The organism is Thermosipho melanesiensis BI429 (genome assembly GCF_000016905.1).
GTDB classification, from domain to species: domain Bacteria; phylum Thermotogota; class Thermotogae; order Thermotogales; family Fervidobacteriaceae; genus Thermosipho; species Thermosipho melanesiensis.
The window spans coordinates 181,387-200,047 of the sequence record NC_009616.1 but is presented as its reverse complement, the minus strand read 5'-3'; the positions used below and the strand labels follow the sequence as shown (position 1 = coordinate 200,047).

Below are 18,661 nucleotides of genomic sequence, written 5' to 3'. Positions count from 1 at the left end.
ATTAACAGTATTTTGATTCAAATAACTTTTTTATTTCATTTGATTCTCTAATTATATTTAAGCTTAATTCAGCATGCCCTTTTGTATATCCATTTCCTATAATCATTGTTACATCTTTACCAATTCCTTCAGCACCGAGTGCAGCTCTCGTGAAAGAAGTTGCCATGCTAAAAAAGTAAATTATTCCATCATCTTTTGTGATTAAAATAGAAGACATTTCTGTGCCTTCAACATTTACGTTATTAATAGTTACATCTGCAAGATTGCTGATTTCTGAAAATTGTTTGTATATTTCCATAGGCTTTGTTGCGTCACCAACAATTACATGATGTGCTAGATTTAAATCTTTTATTTTTTGTGCATTTTCTTTTGAATATTCAATAACTATTACTTTTCCATCTTTTCCCACATTTTTTATAGCTTGATATGCACATAAAATTCCGGATTTTCCTCCACCGCCAATTATTGCCACTGTCATTCCCGGTTTTACCAGTTTATTTACTTGTGCTGGAGCACCTGCAACATCTAACACGGCAAGTGCAAGTTTTTCGGGAATGTCATCTGGAAGTTTTGCATATATACCTGTTTCAAAAAGTATTGCTTTTCCTTTAATGTCAATTTGTTCTGCATCAACTTTGACGTCTAATATTTCATCTATTCTTAGTGGAGTTAGTGAAAGAGAAACAAGTGTAGCTATTTTATCTCCTACTTCTAGATCAGTTTTTATATCTGGACCAATTTCTTCAACTGTACCTATTAGCATACCTCCGCTTCCTGTTACTGGATTTTGTAGTTTCCCTCTTTCCTCGACTATAGAAAGAACAGTTTTTTTTATGCATTCAATATCACCTTTACAAGAATTTTTAATTTGTGTAAAGCTTGCAGAATCAATGTTTAGAGTTTTTACATTAATTAATATTTCATTTGAATATATTTCCATATTGTTGTCAATTTTCTTTGCTGCTTGTGGTAAAAAGCCTTTTGGTTCAATTACCCTGTGCGTACCATAGGGACATCTTTTTTTGTTTATCACTATTTCACTCCTTTCTAATACCAAGTATTTTTCTTGCTTCATCTGGTGTTGCTATTTCCCTTCCCACTTCTTTTGCTATCCGAACTATTCTTTCAACAAGTTGTGCATTGGATTTTGCAAGTTCTCCTTTTTTGTAATATATGTTATCTTCAAAACCAATCCTAACGTGTCCCCCCATTAAAATTGCATGTACAGCAAGTGGAAGTTCATATCTACCAATTCCAGCAACACTCCACGTGGAGCCTTCAGGAATTTTTGAAACTAAATAAACAAGATCATCAATAGTTCCTGGTATTGCTCCTGGAACTCCCATTACAAAATCAAAATGTAACGGAGCTTCAAGTAATCCCTTTTTTACCAATTTTAATGCTGTTTCTATCATACCTCTCTCAAAAACTTCTATTTCTGGTTTTATTTTTCTTTTTTTCATTTCAATTGCAAATTTTTCAATGTATTCCATTGGATTTAAAAAGACATCATTACCAAAGTTACAGGTTCCTGCACTGAGTGTTGCCATTTCAGGATTTGTTAAGAGTGGTTGCATTCTTTCTTCAAATGTATGCCAGGTTGCACCACCAGTTGATGGTTGAAAAATGATGTTACATTTTTTTTCGATTTTTTCCTTTATTTCTATGTAAATTTCATAACTTTGAGTTGGTGTACCATCTTCTTTTCTTGCATGTATATGTGCAATAGAGGCACCTGCTAAATAACATTCGTATACCGCATCAGCTATTTCATCAGGAGTTATGGGAAGGTTAGGTTGTTTTTCGCGAGTTACTTCGGCACCTGTAACCGCTACAGTAATTATAAGTTTTTCCACAATTTTCACCTTCTTTGTTTTTCTAATGGTACGACACACGTACCTATTGCTTTGCACACAATAATAGGTTCATCTAAGACATCGGCAGCACTATCGTTTATATCAGGTCTTGCTGTAATAATTTTTTTTGCGATAAATTCCATTTTTCTTGATGTTTTTCCAACTTTAATAATTTCACCGGTTATTTCAATAAAATCTCCTGCGTAAACAGGAGCTAAAAACTCAATAGTTTCGTATGCTCGGAATAGTCCCTCATCGCCATCGTGACGTATGAGTAATTCTGTTGCAACGTCTCCAAAGAGTTGTAATATACGTGCTCCATCTACAAGATTTCCTCCATAATGGGCATCTGCCGTGCTCATTCTAACCTTTAGTGTAGTTTTCATATGAGCCCTCCTTTATTTTTTGGATATATTCTAGTTTCAATGTTAACAGAAAATATACATTTAATCAAAAGTTGTAAATTGTTATTAATATTGATTAATTTAAGTTACCTTTTTTAATGTGATTTTTATTAATTTTTTCAGATTACTTCATTTTTTTTATTTTTTATTTGATTTTGAATATTTTTGTGTGGTAAAATTAATTTGCAAAATATGAGGGGAGTGTAAAAACGGATGAGAAAATGTAGTATATTTTTTCTACTTTTTTCAGCACTTTCGTTTTCAAGTTATTTTGTGCTAAACTATTACGTTCAACCAGGTGATACAGTATATGAATTGTCTAAGAAATTTAGAGTTTCACCTTCAATTATTTTGGATTGGAATGAAGTAGATCCATACGGGTTGAAGATAGGGGAGGTAATTAAAATTCCCCAACCGCCTGGTATTATGTACGAAGTTCAACAGGGAGATAGTTTATATTCAATTGCTTTAAGATTTTTTACAACAGTAGATAGGATAAAGGATGCAAACGAGTTAAAAAGTAATTATATTTATGTAGGGCAGAAGCTTTTTATCCCGCTGGATTATGTTGGTATGGCGTTTAATATTTATGATAAGAGTTTTATGTGGCCTGTGTTTGGTAAGATTTCATCTACGTATGGATGGAGAATTCATCCCATTTACAAAAAAAGGAGTTTTCATAGTGGTGTGGATATTTCAGCTCCAATGGGAACACCAATTTTTTCTGCAACTGATGGAGTTGTTAAATTTGCAGGAGAATATGGAGGATATGGATTAGCTGTTATTGTTGATTATGGTAAATACGATATAGTTTATGGTCATATGTCAAAAATATGTGTTTATAAAGGGCAGAAGATAAGTAAGGGAGAGTTAATTGGGAGAGTAGGTTCAACTGGTATTAGTACAGGGCCACATTTACACTTTGAAGTTAGAATTAATGGAAAACATACAAATCCAATGGCTTATCTTCCTTCATACGGAAGGATGTATGTGTTAAAAGATGAAGGTTTATATTTAGGTGGTGAATGAATGAAGAAAAAATTTTTTGAGAGGGTTTATAGTATTTCAAAGGAAGACGTGGAAAAGGTTGAAGAATATTTTTTTGATAAGGGTATTAGTAATTATTATTTTTATGAAACAAAAGAGGGAGTATTTTTGGTTTTAGTGAGTGAAAAGAAAAACTTTGAAGAGAATTTTTCATACAAGTTAGTAGAAGAAAGGGAAACCTCTTCGGATGAATGGATCAAAAATCTTATCTCTAAGCCTTTTGAATTCATAGATGGTGTGTATATTGATCCGGATTACCATGAAATTAATGACAAATTGGTTATTAGAATAACACCGGGGCTTGCTTTTGGAACGGGGCTTCATACCACTACAAAGCTTGCTGCAACTTTGCTTAAGAAGTATTTAAGGCAAGGTATGGATGTTTTGGATTTGGGATGTGGAAGCGGGATTTTAAGTATTTTGGCTAAAAAGTTGGGAGCGAGTGGAGTTCTAGCTGTGGATAACGATAAAATGGCAGTTGAATCTGCAATAGAAAATGTGGAGAAGAATAACGTAGAGGTTGAAATAAGAGTGTCTGATTTATTGAAAAACGTAGATGGAAAGTATGATTTAATTGTTTCTAATATAATTGCCGATGTGTTGGTTAAAGCTTTAGAAGATATGCCTAAATTTTTGAAAAAAAATGGGATAGTTATACTATCGGGAATTATAGATTCTAAACTTTATTTATTTGAGCATTTAAATATAGTTGAGCATCGGAGGAAAGATGAATGGAATGCACTGGTGATAAAGTTTTAAGAGAAATAGTTTCAAAACAAATTGGTCGGGATGCAAAAAACTTTTGTAAAGTTGCCGTATTTTGTTCTCATGGTTTTCCACAAGTGATAAAGAGTCTTCCAGTTAGGGATGGAAAGCCATTTCCGACTTTAAATTATCTTACATGTCCTTATTTAGTTAAAGAGGTGTCCAGATTAGAAGAAAAAGGAATGATAAAAGAAGTAGAGAAGATAATAGAAGAAGATGAAGAGTTTAAAGAGAAACTTTTTCAGGCACATAGGAAAGTTATAGAAGAAAGAGATAGTTATTTTGAATTAGATGAGATTTCTGAATTTAAGCAATGGAGAGAAAAATTAAAAAATGTGGGGACAGGTGGTATTTCAAACTTTTCAAAGGTAAAGTGTTTACATCTTCACTTAGCTGATTTTTTAGTGGGAATTAAAAATCCAGTGGGAAAGTTGGTTTATGAAAGGTTAGGAGAGATAGAGTGTAAAGATAAATATTGTGAGGGATTAAAGTGAAGATTGAAGTAATAGTTCCTGGAAAGATTTCAAAGCACTTAAAAAGTGCTTTTGATTTTTATTTAGATAAGTTAAAAAGATTTTGTGATTTGAAAATAAGTTTTGTAAGATTAGGTGGGGATATTAACAAAACCTCAAAGAGTGTTATACTAAATAATGAGGAAAAGGAAATTTTGAATAAGCTTAAAGGAAGAAGTTTTGTTTTACTTGATCTTTATGGAAAACAGATTGATAGTTTGGAATTTTCAAGTTTGTTGAAAAATAAATTATTGGAAGGTAATTTGTGTTTTGTAATTGGTGGCCCGCTAGGAATTAGTGAAAATTTGAGACGTATGTCTGAGAAGAGAATTTCGCTTTCCAAATTGACTTTTACTCATGAAATGGCTTTAATATTGTTGCTTGAACAGTTATTTCGTGGGTTTAAGATAATTAATAACGAAAAATATCATTATTAGGGGTGTGTATATGATATATGTTGCTACGTCAAATATGCATAAGGTAGAAGAGATAAAGAAGATTGTTGGAGAAAATGTTAATTTACAAAGATCTCCTGAAAAGGTAGATGTAATAGAAGATGGTAAATCATTTTATGAAAATTCTGTTAAAAAAGCATATTATTATGGAAAAAAGTTAGAAAGTCCAGTTATTTCCGATGATTCTGGACTTGAAATAAATGCACTAGATGGTTTTCCTGGTGTTGAAAGTGCAAGATTTATGGAAGGAAGACCTTATGTCGAAAAAATGTCTAAAATTCTAGATATGTTGAAAGACAAGGAAGATAGAAGTGCACAATTTGTTTGTGTTGCAACTTATTTTAACCCAAAGAATGGACTTTTAATTTCTGTCGAGGGGAAAGTATTTGGGATTATTTCAACGGAAGTTAGAGGAACTTTTGGTTTTGGATATGATCCATTTTTTATTCCTGATGGATATGAAAAAACGTTTGGTGAACTTGGTGATAGTATAAAAAAAAAGATAAGTCACAGGGCAAAGGCATTTAGAAAATTGTTTGAAATATTAAAAGAGGTGAAAGAAATTTGAGGATTCTTTTATCCAAAAGTTTTTTAGTTGATGAATTTGAACCTGATATTTGGGTAACAACGGATTTTGAAAGTTTTAACGTCCCCTATACTATATTTTTTAACGGAGATATCGTGTTTGTTCACGGGAGATATAAATTATTGGATGTGGTTTTGAGAAATAGTAAAAAAATTATAAAGCTTGACAATTATCTTGTTTCGGTTATTACGGGAAATCAAATAAGTATCCCTGAAAATTATCTTGATGAAGTTGATTTTTTCGTTTTGTTTGATAAAACTACATTTACCTCAAAATACCTTTTAAGAAAAGCACAATCAATGGTTGCGAGTGATATATCGAAAACTATGGTCTTTTCTGTACTGTTGTTCAAAGATAATCCTAATTATTTGAGGGCAATACCTGAAAAGGGAATAGTTGACGATAGTATGTCATATATACTTTTTGAAGAGTTTGAAAGAAGTGAAATATCATGAAATTTATCTTGATAGCTATTGGAGGCGCTTTTGGAGCACTGTTTAGGTATTTTGTTTCTAAAGTTTTTAATACACATTTTCCTTTTAATTATATTCCTTTGGGAACGGTAATAGTGAATGTTTTGGGAGCATTTTTACTTTCATTTGTGTTATTTTCCAGTATAGAAAGATTTGAGGTCAACCCAAATTTTGTGCTCTTTTTTGGAACGGGTTTTCTTGGAGCATTTACCACGTTTTCAACATTTGCTTATGAAACATTGTCATTATTTTTAACAAGTCCTTTTAGAGCTTTGGTATATTTTTTTGCAAATTTATTCTTTGGTTTTTTTGCTGCTTTTTTTGGAATGGTACTTGGAAGGGGGAAATTTCTTTGAAATTACTTAGAATATATCTGGGTGAGAAAGATACGTTTAAGGGGAAACCTGTATTTGAACATATATTAAAGCTAGCATATGAGGAAGGGTTAAAGGGTATAACTGTTTTAAAGGGAATAATGGGTTTTGGCCATAAAAGACATATACATAGAAGTGATTTTTTTGCTTTGTCCGAAGATTTGCCGATTGTGATTGATATAGTTGATGAAAAAGAGAGAATAGATTCTTTTTTAGAGAAAGTAAAAGAATTGCCTTTTGATGGTCTTGTTGTTGAATTTTTGGTAAATGCTCATTATGTGGTGAAAGAAAAATGACTATAGTGTTAACGTGTACTTCTGGTTTAGAAGCGGCAACAGCTCTTGAAGTAAAGAATATGGGGTATAAAGTATTAGAATCTGTATCTGGGAAGATATATATAAAGGGGGATTTAAAAGATATCCCCCTTCTTAATATACATCTAAGAAGTGCAGAAAGAGTATTTATATTATTAAAAAAGACTGTTGTAAAAACATTTGATGAATTTTACAAGGCTATTTATGAAATTGATTGGGAAGATTTTGTTCACGGAAAAGTGTATATATCCGATGTTTCCGTGAGAAATTCCAAGCTTTCGGCAAAAGGAGCCATTATTTCTGTAGCGTATGCAGCTATTAGGAAAAAGGTAAAAAGTGAATCAAATGTGAAATTTCCCGTGAGAATAATTTTAAAAAATGATGTGCTTTATGTACTGCTGGATACAACCGGAGAAAAAGCTTTAAGCAAAAGGGGATATAGGTTGAAAACCTCAAAAGCTCCACTCCGAGAAACAATTGCGGCTTCTTTAATATTACTTTCAAGGTGGAAAAATGCAACGTTTATAGATCCGTTTTGTGGGAGTGGAACCATTCCAATTGAGGCGGCTTTGATAAAATCAAATACACCACCTGGAATTTTTAGAAGTTTCGTGTCTGAAAATTGGAATTTTTTAAATTGGCCTGATAGAGGAAAAAGGCTTATAAATGTTGATGAAATTTATGGGTTTGACTTAGATGAAGAAATTATTAAGATTGCAAAGGAAAATGCAAAACGTATAGGTATAAAGGGTTTGATTTTTGAAAAAAGGTTATTTGGGACGTATAATATGAATAATGTGTGGATTGTGACAAATCCTCCATATGGTGAGAGATTAAGTTATAATATAGATTTTTCAAAATTTTTGAAGAATTTTGAGGATTCAAAGTTTTATATTCTTTTTCCTAATAGAAATTTTGAAAAAATGTTTGGAAAAAAGGCTACCAAAAAGATAAGATTTCAAAATAGTGGGATTTGGGTTTGGTTTTATATGTATTATTAGAGGAGGTTTACAGTGATTTTAGAGTTTCTAAATAAAGAGCTTTTAAAAGTTCAGAAACCTGCAAGGTATATTGGGTATGAATTTAACAGTATTTTGAAAGAGAGAGATGGAAAATTAAGAATTGCATTGGCATTTCCCGATGTTTATGAGGTAGGAATGTCTCATTATGGACTTGAGCTACTTTATCATTATATAAATTCATTTGATGATTATTATGCAGAACGTGTATTTTTGCCTTGGGTTGATATGATAGAACTTATGGAAAAGAAAGGTATACCCTTGTTTACTTTAGAAACAAAAACTCCCATTTTTGAGATGGATGTGTTAGGGATTTCAATAAGTTATGAGTTATCTTTTACAAATATTTTAAAACTATTGGAACTTTCCAAAATTAATATTGATGTAGATAAAAGAAAGGATAATGAGCCTATTGTTATAGCGGGTGGACCTGTTGTTTTTAATATAGAGCCTTTATATCGTGCTTTTGATGTAGTATATTTGGGTGATGGGGAGGAAAATTTAAAAAAGATACTTGAAATTTTGAATTTTACTAAAGGAGAAAAAAGAATTAAGAGGTTGGAAGAACTTTCTAAAGTAGGAGGAATTTATATTCCTTTGTTTTACAAACAAAGTGGAAGAAAAGTTGTACCAGTAAAGAACGTTCCAAAAAGAATAAAAAAAAATGTATTAGAAGATCTTGATGATAGTTTTGTTCCGGTAAATCAAATTATTCCAAATGTTCAAAGTATTCATGATAGAGCAGTGTTAGAAATAAGTAGGGGTTGTACAAGAGGATGTAGGTTTTGCCATGCAGGGTATATTTATAGACCTGTTAGAGAAAGAACTGCAAGAAAAGTGGTTGAAAATGCAAAAAAAATATTGAATAAGACAGGATATGAAGAAATATCACTTTTATCTCTCTCTGCTATGGATCATTCAACATTAAACAAAATTGTTGATATGCTTTTACCTTATGTAAATGAGAAAAAGATTTCATTGTCAATTCCATCTACACGTGTAGATGCCTTTAACGTTGAACTTCTTACTAAGATAGCGTCAGTGCGGAAAAGAGGGATAACTCTTGCCCCAGAAGCAGGTTCTCAGAAAATGAGGGATAAGATTAATAAGAATATAGCACTTGATGAGATTTTAAGGAGTGCTTTGGAGGCAAAAAAAGCTGGTTGGAATAAAATAAAACTCTATTTTATGGTAGGATTCCCTGGTGAGACAGAAGAAGATGTTCGAGAAATCGGTGAGTTGTTAAAAGAAATAAAGAGTTTTAAGTTTAAACTTGTTACTGCTTCGATAAATTTACTAGTTCCAAAACCACATACTGCTTTTCAATTTGCAGAAGTTAGAGAACCAGAATATATGGAATATGTATATAATGTTTTAAAACCATACAGAAAGTATGCCAAAATAGATGTAAACGATGGAAAACAAAGTTTTATTGAAGCGATTTTGTCGAGGGGAGATAGAAGGTTGTATGATGTTGTTAAGAAAAAATATGTAAAGTCGTATTATGATGAATGGAGTGAGCATTTCAATTTTGAAGATTGGATTATATCATTTAATGAAGAGAATGTGAATCTGGGCGATTATAAAGGACCGTATACTGTTAAGGATAATTTTCCATGGGACCATATTGAATCAGGTGTGACGAAATATTTTCTTTGGAAAGAGTATGAAAAGTTTTTATCAGGCGAAAAAACGGATGATTGTAGGAATATTTGTAGCTATTGTGGAGTATGTCAGATTTTGAAGGTGGAAAATAAGCTGAAAATTTGATTTGATATTTTTGATGTGATATAATAAAGCTTAGAAAATGAAGAATGGAGGTGTAGTTGTGTCCAAAGTAATGTTGGTTATTCATGGATTAATAAGCGCTTTGCTTATATATCTTTCTTTAAAGCAAATGGGGAAATTTGCGGAACTTGGTGGAGCTTTTGGTTCAGGTGCCATGAATACAGTTTTTGGCAGAGAAAAAGGTCTTGATACTGAAGGAAAAATCACTGTGATTGTTGGTGTGTTATTTTTTGTATCTAGCATTTTAACCGCTTTCTTTATATCCAGATAGGGGGGATTTTTTTGGAACCTTCCAATCAGCTTGAGATTTTGAAAAGGAATGTAGTTGATTTTATATCTGAAGAAGAATTATTAGAACGTTTAAAAGAAAATAGACCTCTTAGAATAAAACTTGGTGTAGATCCCTCAAGACCGGATCTCCATTTAGGGCATGCTGTGGTTTTGAAAAAATTGAAAGAGTTTCAGGATTTAGGCCATCATGTTATTCTTATAATTGGAGATTTTACTGGTATGATTGGGGATCCTACAGGTAGGAATATTACAAGGCCTATGCTATCTGAGAAAGAAGTTAGAAAAAATGCCGAAACTTATGCAAAACAAGCTTTTAAAATATTAGATGAGAGTAAGACGGAAGTTAGATTTAACAATGAATGGCTTGGTAAAATGAAATTTGCGGATGTAGTGAGACTTGCTGGTAAATACACAGTTGCTAGAATGCTTGAAAGAGATGATTTTTCTAAAAGGTTATCAGAAGGTCAACCTATAAGTATAGCTGAATTTTTATACCCTCTTGCTCAAGCATATGATTCAGTGGCAATAAAGGCAGATGTGGAATTAGGTGGAACAGATCAATTGTTTAATTTGTTAGTTGGGAGAAAGGTACAGGAAGAGTACGGATTAAAACCTCAAATTGTAATGACAATGCCGATAATTGAAGGTACTGATGGGAAACTAAAAATGAGTAAGAGCTATGATAACTATATTGCATTTACAGATGAACCAAACGATATGTATGGAAAGGTAATGTCAATTCCTGATGAGCTTATAGTCAAGTATATGAGGTTGGTTACGGATATTCCTGAAGAAGAAATAGTACGATATGAAAAGTTGATAAAGGAGTCAAAGGTAAATCCAAGAGATGTCAAGATGAGGCTTGCAAGGGAAATTGTTAAGTTCTTTTACAATGAGAATGCCGCAAAGGAAGCTGAAGAGAATTTTATTAAGGTATTTAGAAAAAAAGAATTACCAGATGAAATGCCTGAAATAAAATTTGAAAATGGAAAATACAATATTGTAGATGTGCTTGTTGCAGTGAAGGCAACTCAAAGTAGAAGTGAAGCCAAAAGAGTAGTTAACCAAGGCGGAGTAAAGTTTGATGGAAAAAAAGTTGAAAGTTTTAAAGAAGATGTTACAATCGAAAATGAGCATGTTTTAAGGGTTGGAAAGAGAAAGTTCTATAAATTGATTGCAAAAAATTGAATTTTATTAAAAAAACACTTGAAATATCTTAACAAAAAATGTTATAATAAATCTGTATGGTAATTTAAATGTAACACAAATTCGGAAGGGAGGTATTTTCATGAAAAAATTGTTAGTTATTATCACTTTAGTATTAGTCTCAGCATTTATTTTCGCTGGACTAAAAGATGTACCTGAAAATCATTGGGCGTATGATTCTGTAATGATGCTTCAAAAGGCTGGTATTGTTACAGGGTATCCAGATGGAACATTTAGGGGGGTAAATAATGTAACAAGGTATGAACTTGCGGTATTTTTGGCAAGGGTAATGGATTTATTGGAAAAGGATATTCAAAAAGTTATGGTGACAGTTGATGTTCATGAAAACGATATTGCGGCATTGTATGAAATTACAGGAAGTTTAAAGAAAGCACTTGCAAATGCAGTTACAAAGGAAGAAGTAGAAGTATTATCAAAGAGGTTAGATGTTATTGATAAGGATGTTATTAGAATTTATGAAGCATTATCGAAAAAGGTATCTGCAGATGATGTAGAAAAAATGGTTAACGATTCAGTAGATTCAATTAATGGACAAATTGAATTTTTGTACAAAAAGATAACAGTTTCAGAAGAAAATTCAAAAAAATATGTAGATGAAAAATATAATGAACTTGCAGGGAAATTGTTGAATGTAGAAACAAACGTAAATAATGCAATTCCAATGTTAAGAAATTTAGTTTATCAAAATGCAGAGAGTATTAAAAATGTTGACAAAAAATTGGTAAAATATATTAATGTAAAGATGCAATCTGTTGATAGAAAATTAAAAGATGTAGAGGAGATAAAGGAGTTTGCACAATTCAATACAGATACACTAAATGGTCTTGCAGCAAAACTTGGTGAAGTAGAATATGCGTTAAGAAAGCAAATTGAAGGTGTTAAGAAAGATGTAGAAAGTGTTAAGAAAGATGTCGAAGGTGTTAAAGTAGCAACTGAAGAAAATAAGAAAGCATTAGAAACGAAAGCTGGTAAAGATGAATTAGATGCGGTTGCAAAGAAAGCAGATTCTGCAAATACACTTTCCATAGTTGGTTTAATTTTGGGAATTGTTGGTGTGGGTTTAGGTGTTTATGCGGCATTTGTTAAACCATAATTATTTAACTATATATTAAAAAAGGGAGGTTTATACGTATGAAGAAACTCGTAGTATTATTAGTATCGTTATTTATTTTATCAGCAGTTTTTGCGGTAACACCAGAAGTATCTTGGAAAGGAACGGCAAGTTTTACGTTGGGCGTTGACGAAAAAGGTTTGGATGTATCAGGTGGGTTGATTAAGCCAAAAGTTTTATGGTCACCAAGTTCTGACACACAATTTGGTGTATCATTTGGCATTGATCTTGTTGGAAAAAGTTTAACACTTTACAGCATAAGCTTTGAAAATAGCATTTTTGGTCTTACATATGCAAATGGTGCAAGTGCATTCCAATACTTTGTAGGTACAGACCGTGACAAAAATCCATTAATGACAGCAGAAGGAAATATTGCAGTAACGCTTAAAGCAGTAGACGGTTTAACAGTAGTATATCAAGACATATTGAGGACAGTAGATTACAATACTGGTGTTCTTGCAGGTGAAAAATGGTTTAACGATTTTGTTGGGCTTACATACAGTGTAGCAGGAGTTAACCTTTCTGCAGCATTCTACGATGCAGATACAGCTTCAACAACAAATACTTTTGAATACGGTGTAAATGCTAACACAGAATTAGATCTTGGATTTGGTAGCTTGACACTTGACGGTGTATTTGGTATGGTAGATGGTGCAAATACAACAGCATATGGTATTTCCGAAAGTTTTTCTGCAGAATTTTCTATCTTAACATTAACACAAACATTTGCATGGAAAGAAAATGTTGAAAACTTTGAATATGCAGGAGATTCATCAGCTAAAACACTTTCTGTAAAAGCAGCAGTAAGTTATGAAATGGAACCAGTGACATTAGGTGCAGATGCAACATTCAAAATTGGAGATCTTTCCAGTCCAACAGAATTTACAGTACCAGTTAACTTGAGCCTTGGATTTGCAAATGACATGGTAAGTGCAAATGCAAAAGTAAGTTGGGGAGATATAGTTGCTGCAGCAACAGATTTAGTTGTTAACGCAGATTTGAGCGTAACTCCAGTCGATGCATTTACACTCTCTGGTGCAGTTAAATACTTAATGGATGGTAATGAATTTGGTTACTATGCAAAAGCAAGTTATGCAATTGATGATAATACAACACTATGTGCATTCTACGGTATACTTTACGATAAAGATGGTGATGGTGCAGCAGATATAAACAAAGATGATGCACAATGGTATGCAAAACTTAGTTGGAGTGTAAGCTTCTAATTTTAGTATGTTTTCCATAAAAACCCCCGCATTTTGCGGGGGTTTTTTGTAATATTAAGATATAAAAAATGAAACATTTATGGGGTATAATATAATTGTGAAATAAAAAACTTGGAGGTGAGTTTATGTACATTGAAATTATTGATATTTACGCAAGAGAAGTACTTGATTCCCGCGGAAATCCTACTGTTGAAGTTGAAGTTATGCTTGAAGATGGTTCTGTTGGTAGGGCTATTGTGCCTTCGGGTGCATCTACTGGAAAGTTTGAAGCATTGGAATTAAGAGATAAAGACAGTAAAAGATATGGAGGAAAAGGAGTATTAAAAGCAATTGAAAATGTGAATGAAAAGATAGCTCCAAAACTTTTGGGTTTAAATGCATATGAACAAGTATCTATTGATAAGACATTATTGGAGATTGATGGTACAGAGAATAAAAGTAACATAGGTGCTAACGCTATTTTAGGTGTATCGATGGCAGTATCAAGAGCGGTGGCAAATTCCTTACAGTTACCACTTTATAAATATCTTGGTGGAGTAAATGCAAAAGTATTGCCAGTTCCTTTGATGAATGTGATTAACGGTGGAGCACACGCGGATAATAACCTTGATATACAAGAATTTATGATAGTTCCAGCTGGAGCACCAAGCTTTAGAGAAGCGTTAAGATATGGTGCAGAAACTTTCCATGCACTTAAAAGGATTTTAAAAGAAGCAGGGCATGTAACTGCAGTTGGAGACGAGGGTGGATTTGCACCTAATCTTCAAAATAATGAAGAGGCAATTCAAGTTTTAATTCGAGCAATAGAAAAGGCAGGTTATGTTCCTGGAAAGGATATATATATTGCTTTAGATGTAGCAGCAAGTGAATTTTATAATGGAGAAACGGGAAAATATTTTATCGATGGAACTGAAAAGACTTCTGATGAGTTAATCGAATACTATGAATCATTAATAAATAAATATCCAATTATTTCAATTGAAGATCCATTTGATCAAGAAGATTGGGATTCATATAGAAAGTTTAATGAAAAAGTTGGCAAAAAAGTCCAAATTGTTGGTGATGACTTGTACGTAACAAATGTTAAAAGATTGGAAAAAGGTATAGAATTAAAGGCAACAAATTCAATATTAATTAAGTTAAATCAAATAGGTTCTGTTACCGAAACATTGAATGCAATTGAGCTTGCAAAAACCAACAATATGACAAATGTAATTTCTCACAGATCTGGTGAAACTGAAGATACATTTATAGCGGATCTAGCAGTTGCAACTAATGCAGGACAAATAAAAACTGGTTCTCTCTCAAGAAGTGAAAGAATAGCAAAATACAACCAATTATTAAGAATAGAAGAAGAACTGGGAGATGCAGCAGAATATAAAGGAATAAAGGCGTTTTATTCAATTGATAGATAAGAAAAAACCCCATCCTGAAAATAGGATGGGGTTTTTTCTTATGATGTATATTCAGTTAAAATTTCATCAAGTGTTTCATTATTTGAACATATATTTTGTAGAAATATAAAATAGTGGGAGGTTTTTAAAAACTAATTTGCAATTTTATTTATAGGAAACGTTAGATATTTGTCTTTTTCAAATACAAAAATTATTCCTTTGCTTTCAAGAAAACTTACAAAATTATTTAGTGAAGTTTTGTAGAATATTTTTATTTTATTTTCTTTTTCATCAATATATGCAATATTTATTATATTTTGTGAATTATCTTTAAAAGCTATAAATTTTAAGTTATTAAATTTTTCCACAACAAGACTGACAACTTTTCCGAAATTAAAGCCATTAAATCTTGGATAAACAACATTATTTATTGTGTCATATTCAAAAATGTTTTTATTAACAATTATATATATTGAATTTGAACAAATTATATCTTCGATAGATGGTAAACTGTTGATGTTTTTTAAAATTTCTTCTGATGATTTTAAATTCACTATTTTTTCTTTATCAACATCTATTTTGTATATATCAAAATTTTTATCAATGAGGAAGATGTTATCAGAACCATTTTTAAATAATTTTAAGTGTTCAGATTTAATTATATCTATTTTTGAAGTTTTCTTTTCTTTAGTTGAGTATATGTATAAATTACCTTTAGAGATGAATACAATTTTATCTTTGTCATTAATAAATATAAAATCGTTTATTGGAGAATAATTCAATGGTAATTTTGTTAATTTTTCTTCTATATGATAATTATTTGGACTTAAAATAGAATGAATATTAACATTTATTATAAAAGATGAAAATGTTGTTTTCAATTGGTTCAAATTTTGCAAATTCTATTTTGTATGCATCTATAGAACTTATGTTTGAAGGAGAAAGTGTTGAAAAAGTTAATTCATAATCTTGCATCGAAAATGCGAAAGTTGAAATAATAATAGTAAGAATAAAAAAAGCTCCTTTACACCGCATAGTTTTCACCTCCAAGATGATTTTCTCACTCCAAGATTTGATTTTAAACATATTTTCATTAAATTGTTCAATATAAGAATAAAAGTTAATTAGATTATATCCTTTTTGGATTAATAAATTAAATTTCTCGTATGGAGAAGAAACATTATTTGTTAGATAATCTATTAAATTAAGTTCGGCATTTATGATCTGAAGATTGTAGATAGTCATTTTTATATCATTTAAAGCATTAATAAACTCAAAATATAGTGAATTAATTTGGTTATTTATAGAAATATTTTTATTTGAATAATAATTAAAATTATTATTATTATTATTATTATTATTATTGAAAATAATATTAATTGAAAAATTCCAGGTATTTTGAGAAGAAAGTATATTTTTATTTTTTAACTCCATATTTAAAGAAAGTATAGATGATAAAGTATAGATGATAATGAATATGAAAGTTTTGTTCCAATTTCTGGTTCATAAGAATTATTAAAATAGTTTAATTATAAATATGGTATGATATTTGGAAGTGAGAACTTAATAAAATTTGCCTTACTCTCTAAATAATTTTCTAATTTTTCTAATGAAAATTTTTTAATAAGTGAAGTATTTTTAAAATAGCTATAATCGTAATATTTTTCAATGTTTAAAAATGTAGAATCGTTTGTCAAATTTGGAATTACATAATACGATTGATCAACAATAATTTGATTATTATCTTTGTAATTTAGTCCTAAGTTTTTTTCAAAAGAAAAGATATTCTTTTTATTTATATTATCCAATAAAGTTAATTTAAATTTCTTGTATGATAGCTCGATCTCTTTCAATTGATAATATTCTAAGTTTTTATTATTTATTAATTTATTATACAATAATGTTAGAGAATTATCTATTATCGATAGCGAAGTTAATATTTTGTCAAGTGTAACTAACATAAAATAAAATCGTGAAGCTTCGATAGCAGCATCAGTTTTATAGGTAATAAGCTCATAGTTTAATCTTTTAAGGGTTATATTTTGAATATTTGTATAAAGTGTAGCAAATATATTATTTGCATTTATCTCGGCATTTACTGAATAATATTCCAAAGTTTTGTGAAGTAGAAAAATTAATGGATGGTAATAACAGAAAATACCCGTTTAAATGGTTTTTAAAATATTGAATTTCATTTAATTTAAACGTGTAATCGTATGAGTTATTGATTGAATATTCTATTAAATCATTTAATGTTATTGTTTTAATATTTTCATTAGCAAAAAAAGTAATATTTATAATCATTGTAAAAAGAAAAAATATAAAAGTACAGATGAACTTTTTTTCATTTTTTCCCCCAAAATTTAAAAACTTAGGTATGAAGGTGAGGGAGTTAGAATTATTAATATGTTTCAAATTTATGATCTAAAAATTTTGGAATTTTGAAATTCCAGAATATTGTTTTAATTGGTTTCCAAAAAGCAAAATTTGTAGATTTCATCAAATAACTATCTAGTGCTCAACGAGTTTTTATATAAAGAACTTCTTTGGGGCGAACACTTACGGTTATTGATAACGTTTTTGTTATAGATTGGCCGATATTGACACTGAAATTTGCTTTTACATATTTAGATCCAGCACTAAATCCAGCGGAAGCTGTAACTGATAATGTTTCACTTGTAGTTTTATTAACAGTCATTATTTCTTGAGTCGAATTGTAAATACGTTCTGAAATTTTCCAAGGTGTATAAACAGTTCGTTTGGAAATAATTAGATGTTCCCGCCAAAAAATCTAGCTAAAGTCAAATTTGAACGGATAATAATTACAAATAATGTTGTTAACAATAATGTTTTTTTCATTATAACTCCCTCCCCACTTTAAAGTTTTTAATAAAATTCCCCCACCGAAAATTATTTATATTTTTTTAATGTTTCGTCGATATTTCTCAAATATTACATTTGCGAAAAAATTATAATTTTTTTACTGCATCGAATTTTTCTTGGTCGGCAACATGTAAATAGATACTTGTAGTGCTTAGATTAGTATGTCCAAGAAGTTCTTGGACAACTTTTATATTTACACCTTTTCTAATCAGGTGTGTTGCATATGAATGACGTAAAGTGTGGGGATGAACCTGTTTTTTTATCTTAGCTCTTTTGACACCATCTTTTAACCATCTGAAAACGGTTGATGGATGAACGTGTTTTGCTTCGTTTTCAAAAACATATATTTTTGGATTTTTTAGTTCTAGATATTTTTGAAGTAAAGGTAGGACTTTATCTGGTAGTGGTACAAGTCTATCCTTTCTACCTTTACCCATTTCAATTCTTAAAAAAGGAGGGATAAAAGATATGTCTGTTGTTCTTAAATTGCAGAGCTCACTAATTCTAAGCCCTGCATAGTAAAGTAGTGAAATGGCAAGTTTTTTTTTCATTTCTGTTTCTTCGTCAAAAACATCTATGAGTTTTTTAATTTCTTCTTCTGTTAAAAAATCTGGAATTTTTCTTCTAAGTCTTGGATGTTTAATCCTTTCCATGGGATTATTTGAAATTGTACCAGAAAGTTCAAGGTAATTAAAAAAGGAATTTAAACTTGAGATATATCTTGAAATAGTAGTTTCTCTAGGACTATTTTCCGTAATTTCTCCCTTGGAAAGTGCCTTTAAAAATGTTTCTATATCTTTTCTTTCAATTTCTTTAATGGGTTTGTTTATATATTCCAGAAACTTTCTAACATCCTTTAAATAAGCTTTCAAAGTATTTTCAGAATGCCTTCTTACATGTGCCAAATAGTCCGAAAAATTTTCTAAAAAATCCATT

General features: G+C 30.7%; 23 protein-coding genes. 16 read left to right on the top strand and 7 right to left on the bottom strand.

Going from position 1 to position 18,661, the window contains the following annotated elements; genetic code table 11:
- Nucleotide 1: 1 nt before the first annotated feature.
- Genes kdd through kal form a run of 3 tightly spaced genes read right to left on the bottom strand, consistent with a single transcriptional unit; the run spans nt 2 to nt 2,242 of the window.
- Nucleotides 2-1,075 (bottom strand): L-erythro-3,5-diaminohexanoate dehydrogenase, encoded by a 1,074-nt coding sequence (kdd, locus tag TMEL_RS01015; RefSeq protein WP_187145731.1) that lies wholly within the window; start codon nt 1,073-1,075, stop codon nt 2-4.
- Nucleotides 1,038-1,856, bottom strand: a complete 819-nt coding sequence (gene kce / locus TMEL_RS01010; protein WP_012056428.1) for a 3-keto-5-aminohexanoate cleavage enzyme — start codon at nt 1,854-1,856, stop codon at nt 1,038-1,040. The genes kdd and kce overlap by 38 nt, the downstream gene beginning before the upstream one ends.
- 5 nt (nt 1,857-1,861) lie before the next feature.
- Entirely contained in the window at nt 1,862-2,242 is a 381-nt protein-coding gene (gene kal, locus TMEL_RS01005; protein WP_012056427.1) for a 3-aminobutyryl-CoA ammonia lyase, read from the bottom strand.
- A 231-nt stretch (nt 2,243-2,473) separates the two neighbouring features.
- Between kal and TMEL_RS01000 the strand changes: the two genes are divergently transcribed.
- From TMEL_RS01000 to eno, 15 genes are all read left to right on the top strand, one after another.
- The gene (locus tag TMEL_RS01000) at nt 2,474-3,289 is read left to right on the top strand and encodes a peptidoglycan DD-metalloendopeptidase family protein (protein WP_012056426.1); all 816 of its coding nucleotides are present in this window, start codon (nt 2,474-2,476) and stop codon (nt 3,287-3,289) included.
- On the top strand, nt 3,290-4,066 hold the full coding sequence (locus TMEL_RS00995; RefSeq protein WP_012056425.1) for a 50S ribosomal protein L11 methyltransferase: 777 nt from the start codon (nt 3,290-3,292) through the stop codon (nt 4,064-4,066).
- The gene (locus tag TMEL_RS00990; protein ID WP_012056424.1) at nt 4,039-4,566 is read left to right on the top strand and encodes a DUF501 domain-containing protein; all 528 of its coding nucleotides are present in this window, start codon (nt 4,039-4,041) and stop codon (nt 4,564-4,566) included. The genes TMEL_RS00995 and TMEL_RS00990 overlap by 28 nt, the downstream gene beginning before the upstream one ends.
- Nucleotides 4,563-5,021: a 23S rRNA (pseudouridine(1915)-N(3))-methyltransferase RlmH gene (locus TMEL_RS00985; RefSeq protein WP_012056423.1), complete on the top strand. Its 459-nt coding sequence runs from the start codon at nt 4,563-4,565 to the stop codon at nt 5,019-5,021. Before TMEL_RS00990 ends, TMEL_RS00985 begins: the two co-directional genes overlap by 4 nt.
- A 10-nt stretch (nt 5,022-5,031) precedes the next feature.
- Nucleotides 5,032-5,607, top strand: a complete 576-nt coding sequence (gene rdgB, locus TMEL_RS00980) for an RdgB/HAM1 family non-canonical purine NTP pyrophosphatase (RefSeq protein ID WP_012056422.1) — start codon at nt 5,032-5,034, stop codon at nt 5,605-5,607.
- The gene (locus TMEL_RS00975; RefSeq protein WP_012056421.1) at nt 5,604-6,080 is read left to right on the top strand and encodes a hypothetical protein; all 477 of its coding nucleotides are present in this window, start codon (nt 5,604-5,606) and stop codon (nt 6,078-6,080) included. The genes rdgB and TMEL_RS00975 overlap by 4 nt, the downstream gene beginning before the upstream one ends.
- Nucleotides 6,077-6,454, top strand: coding sequence for a fluoride efflux transporter CrcB (gene crcB, locus TMEL_RS00970; RefSeq protein ID WP_012056420.1), 378 nt, complete (start codon nt 6,077-6,079; stop codon nt 6,452-6,454). Before TMEL_RS00975 ends, crcB begins: the two co-directional genes overlap by 4 nt.
- The gene (locus tag TMEL_RS00965) at nt 6,451-6,768 is read left to right on the top strand and encodes a DUF190 domain-containing protein (RefSeq protein WP_012056419.1); all 318 of its coding nucleotides are present in this window, start codon (nt 6,451-6,453) and stop codon (nt 6,766-6,768) included. Before crcB ends, TMEL_RS00965 begins: the two co-directional genes overlap by 4 nt.
- Nucleotides 6,765-7,787 (top strand): THUMP domain-containing class I SAM-dependent RNA methyltransferase, encoded by a 1,023-nt coding sequence (locus TMEL_RS00960; protein WP_012056418.1) that lies wholly within the window; start codon nt 6,765-6,767, stop codon nt 7,785-7,787. The genes TMEL_RS00965 and TMEL_RS00960 overlap by 4 nt, the downstream gene beginning before the upstream one ends.
- 12 nt (nt 7,788-7,799) lie before the next feature.
- Nucleotides 7,800-9,575: a TIGR03960 family B12-binding radical SAM protein gene (locus tag TMEL_RS00955; RefSeq protein WP_012056417.1), complete on the top strand. Its 1,776-nt coding sequence runs from the start codon at nt 7,800-7,802 to the stop codon at nt 9,573-9,575.
- Nucleotides 9,576-9,612: 37 nt separating this feature from the next.
- Nucleotides 9,613-9,864 carry a preprotein translocase subunit SecG gene (secG, locus tag TMEL_RS00950; RefSeq protein ID WP_077277058.1) on the top strand — a complete coding sequence of 84 codons (252 nt, stop codon included), beginning with the start codon at nt 9,613-9,615 and terminating at the stop codon, nt 9,862-9,864.
- Nucleotides 9,865-9,875: 11 nt separating this feature from the next.
- Nucleotides 9,876-11,072: a tyrosine--tRNA ligase gene (gene tyrS / locus TMEL_RS00945; RefSeq protein WP_012056415.1), complete on the top strand. Its 1,197-nt coding sequence runs from the start codon at nt 9,876-9,878 to the stop codon at nt 11,070-11,072.
- Between the two features lie 100 nt (nt 11,073-11,172).
- A complete protein-coding gene (locus TMEL_RS00940; RefSeq protein WP_012056414.1) occupies nt 11,173-12,204 on the top strand; it encodes an S-layer homology domain-containing protein in 1,032 nt (343 codons plus the stop codon).
- 38 nt (nt 12,205-12,242) lie between these two features.
- On the top strand, nt 12,243-13,448 hold the full coding sequence (locus TMEL_RS00935; RefSeq protein ID WP_012056413.1) for a hypothetical protein: 1,206 nt from the start codon (nt 12,243-12,245) through the stop codon (nt 13,446-13,448).
- 125 nt (nt 13,449-13,573) lie between these two features.
- Nucleotides 13,574-14,863 carry a phosphopyruvate hydratase gene (gene eno, locus TMEL_RS00930; RefSeq protein ID WP_012056412.1) on the top strand — a complete coding sequence of 430 codons (1,290 nt, stop codon included), beginning with the start codon at nt 13,574-13,576 and terminating at the stop codon, nt 14,861-14,863.
- Nucleotides 14,864-14,994: 131 nt separating this feature from the next.
- Here eno and TMEL_RS00925 read toward each other — a convergent pair whose 3' ends face one another.
- From TMEL_RS00925 to TMEL_RS00915, 3 genes are all read right to left on the bottom strand, one after another.
- Nucleotides 14,995-15,723: a hypothetical protein gene (locus TMEL_RS00925; RefSeq protein ID WP_041425884.1), complete on the bottom strand. Its 729-nt coding sequence runs from the start codon at nt 15,721-15,723 to the stop codon at nt 14,995-14,997.
- Nucleotides 15,686-16,276: a hypothetical protein gene (locus TMEL_RS10145; protein WP_012056410.1), complete on the bottom strand. Its 591-nt coding sequence runs from the start codon at nt 16,274-16,276 to the stop codon at nt 15,686-15,688. The genes TMEL_RS00925 and TMEL_RS10145 overlap by 38 nt, the downstream gene beginning before the upstream one ends.
- 95 nt (nt 16,277-16,371) lie before the next feature.
- Entirely contained in the window at nt 16,372-16,956 is a 585-nt protein-coding gene (locus TMEL_RS00915) for a hypothetical protein (protein WP_012056409.1), read from the bottom strand.
- Nucleotides 16,957-17,388: 432 nt separating this feature from the next.
- On the opposite strand from TMEL_RS00915, the gene TMEL_RS10240 reads away from it, so the two are divergent.
- The gene (locus tag TMEL_RS10240; RefSeq protein WP_012056408.1) at nt 17,389-17,550 is read left to right on the top strand and encodes a hypothetical protein; all 162 of its coding nucleotides are present in this window, start codon (nt 17,389-17,391) and stop codon (nt 17,548-17,550) included.
- Between the two features lie 261 nt (nt 17,551-17,811).
- Here the strand turns inward: TMEL_RS10240 and xerA are convergent, their stop codons facing one another.
- Entirely contained in the window at nt 17,812-18,660 is an 849-nt protein-coding gene (gene xerA, locus TMEL_RS00905; RefSeq protein WP_012056407.1) for a site-specific tyrosine recombinase/integron integrase, read from the bottom strand.
- Between the last annotated feature and the right edge of the window lies 1 nt (nt 18,661).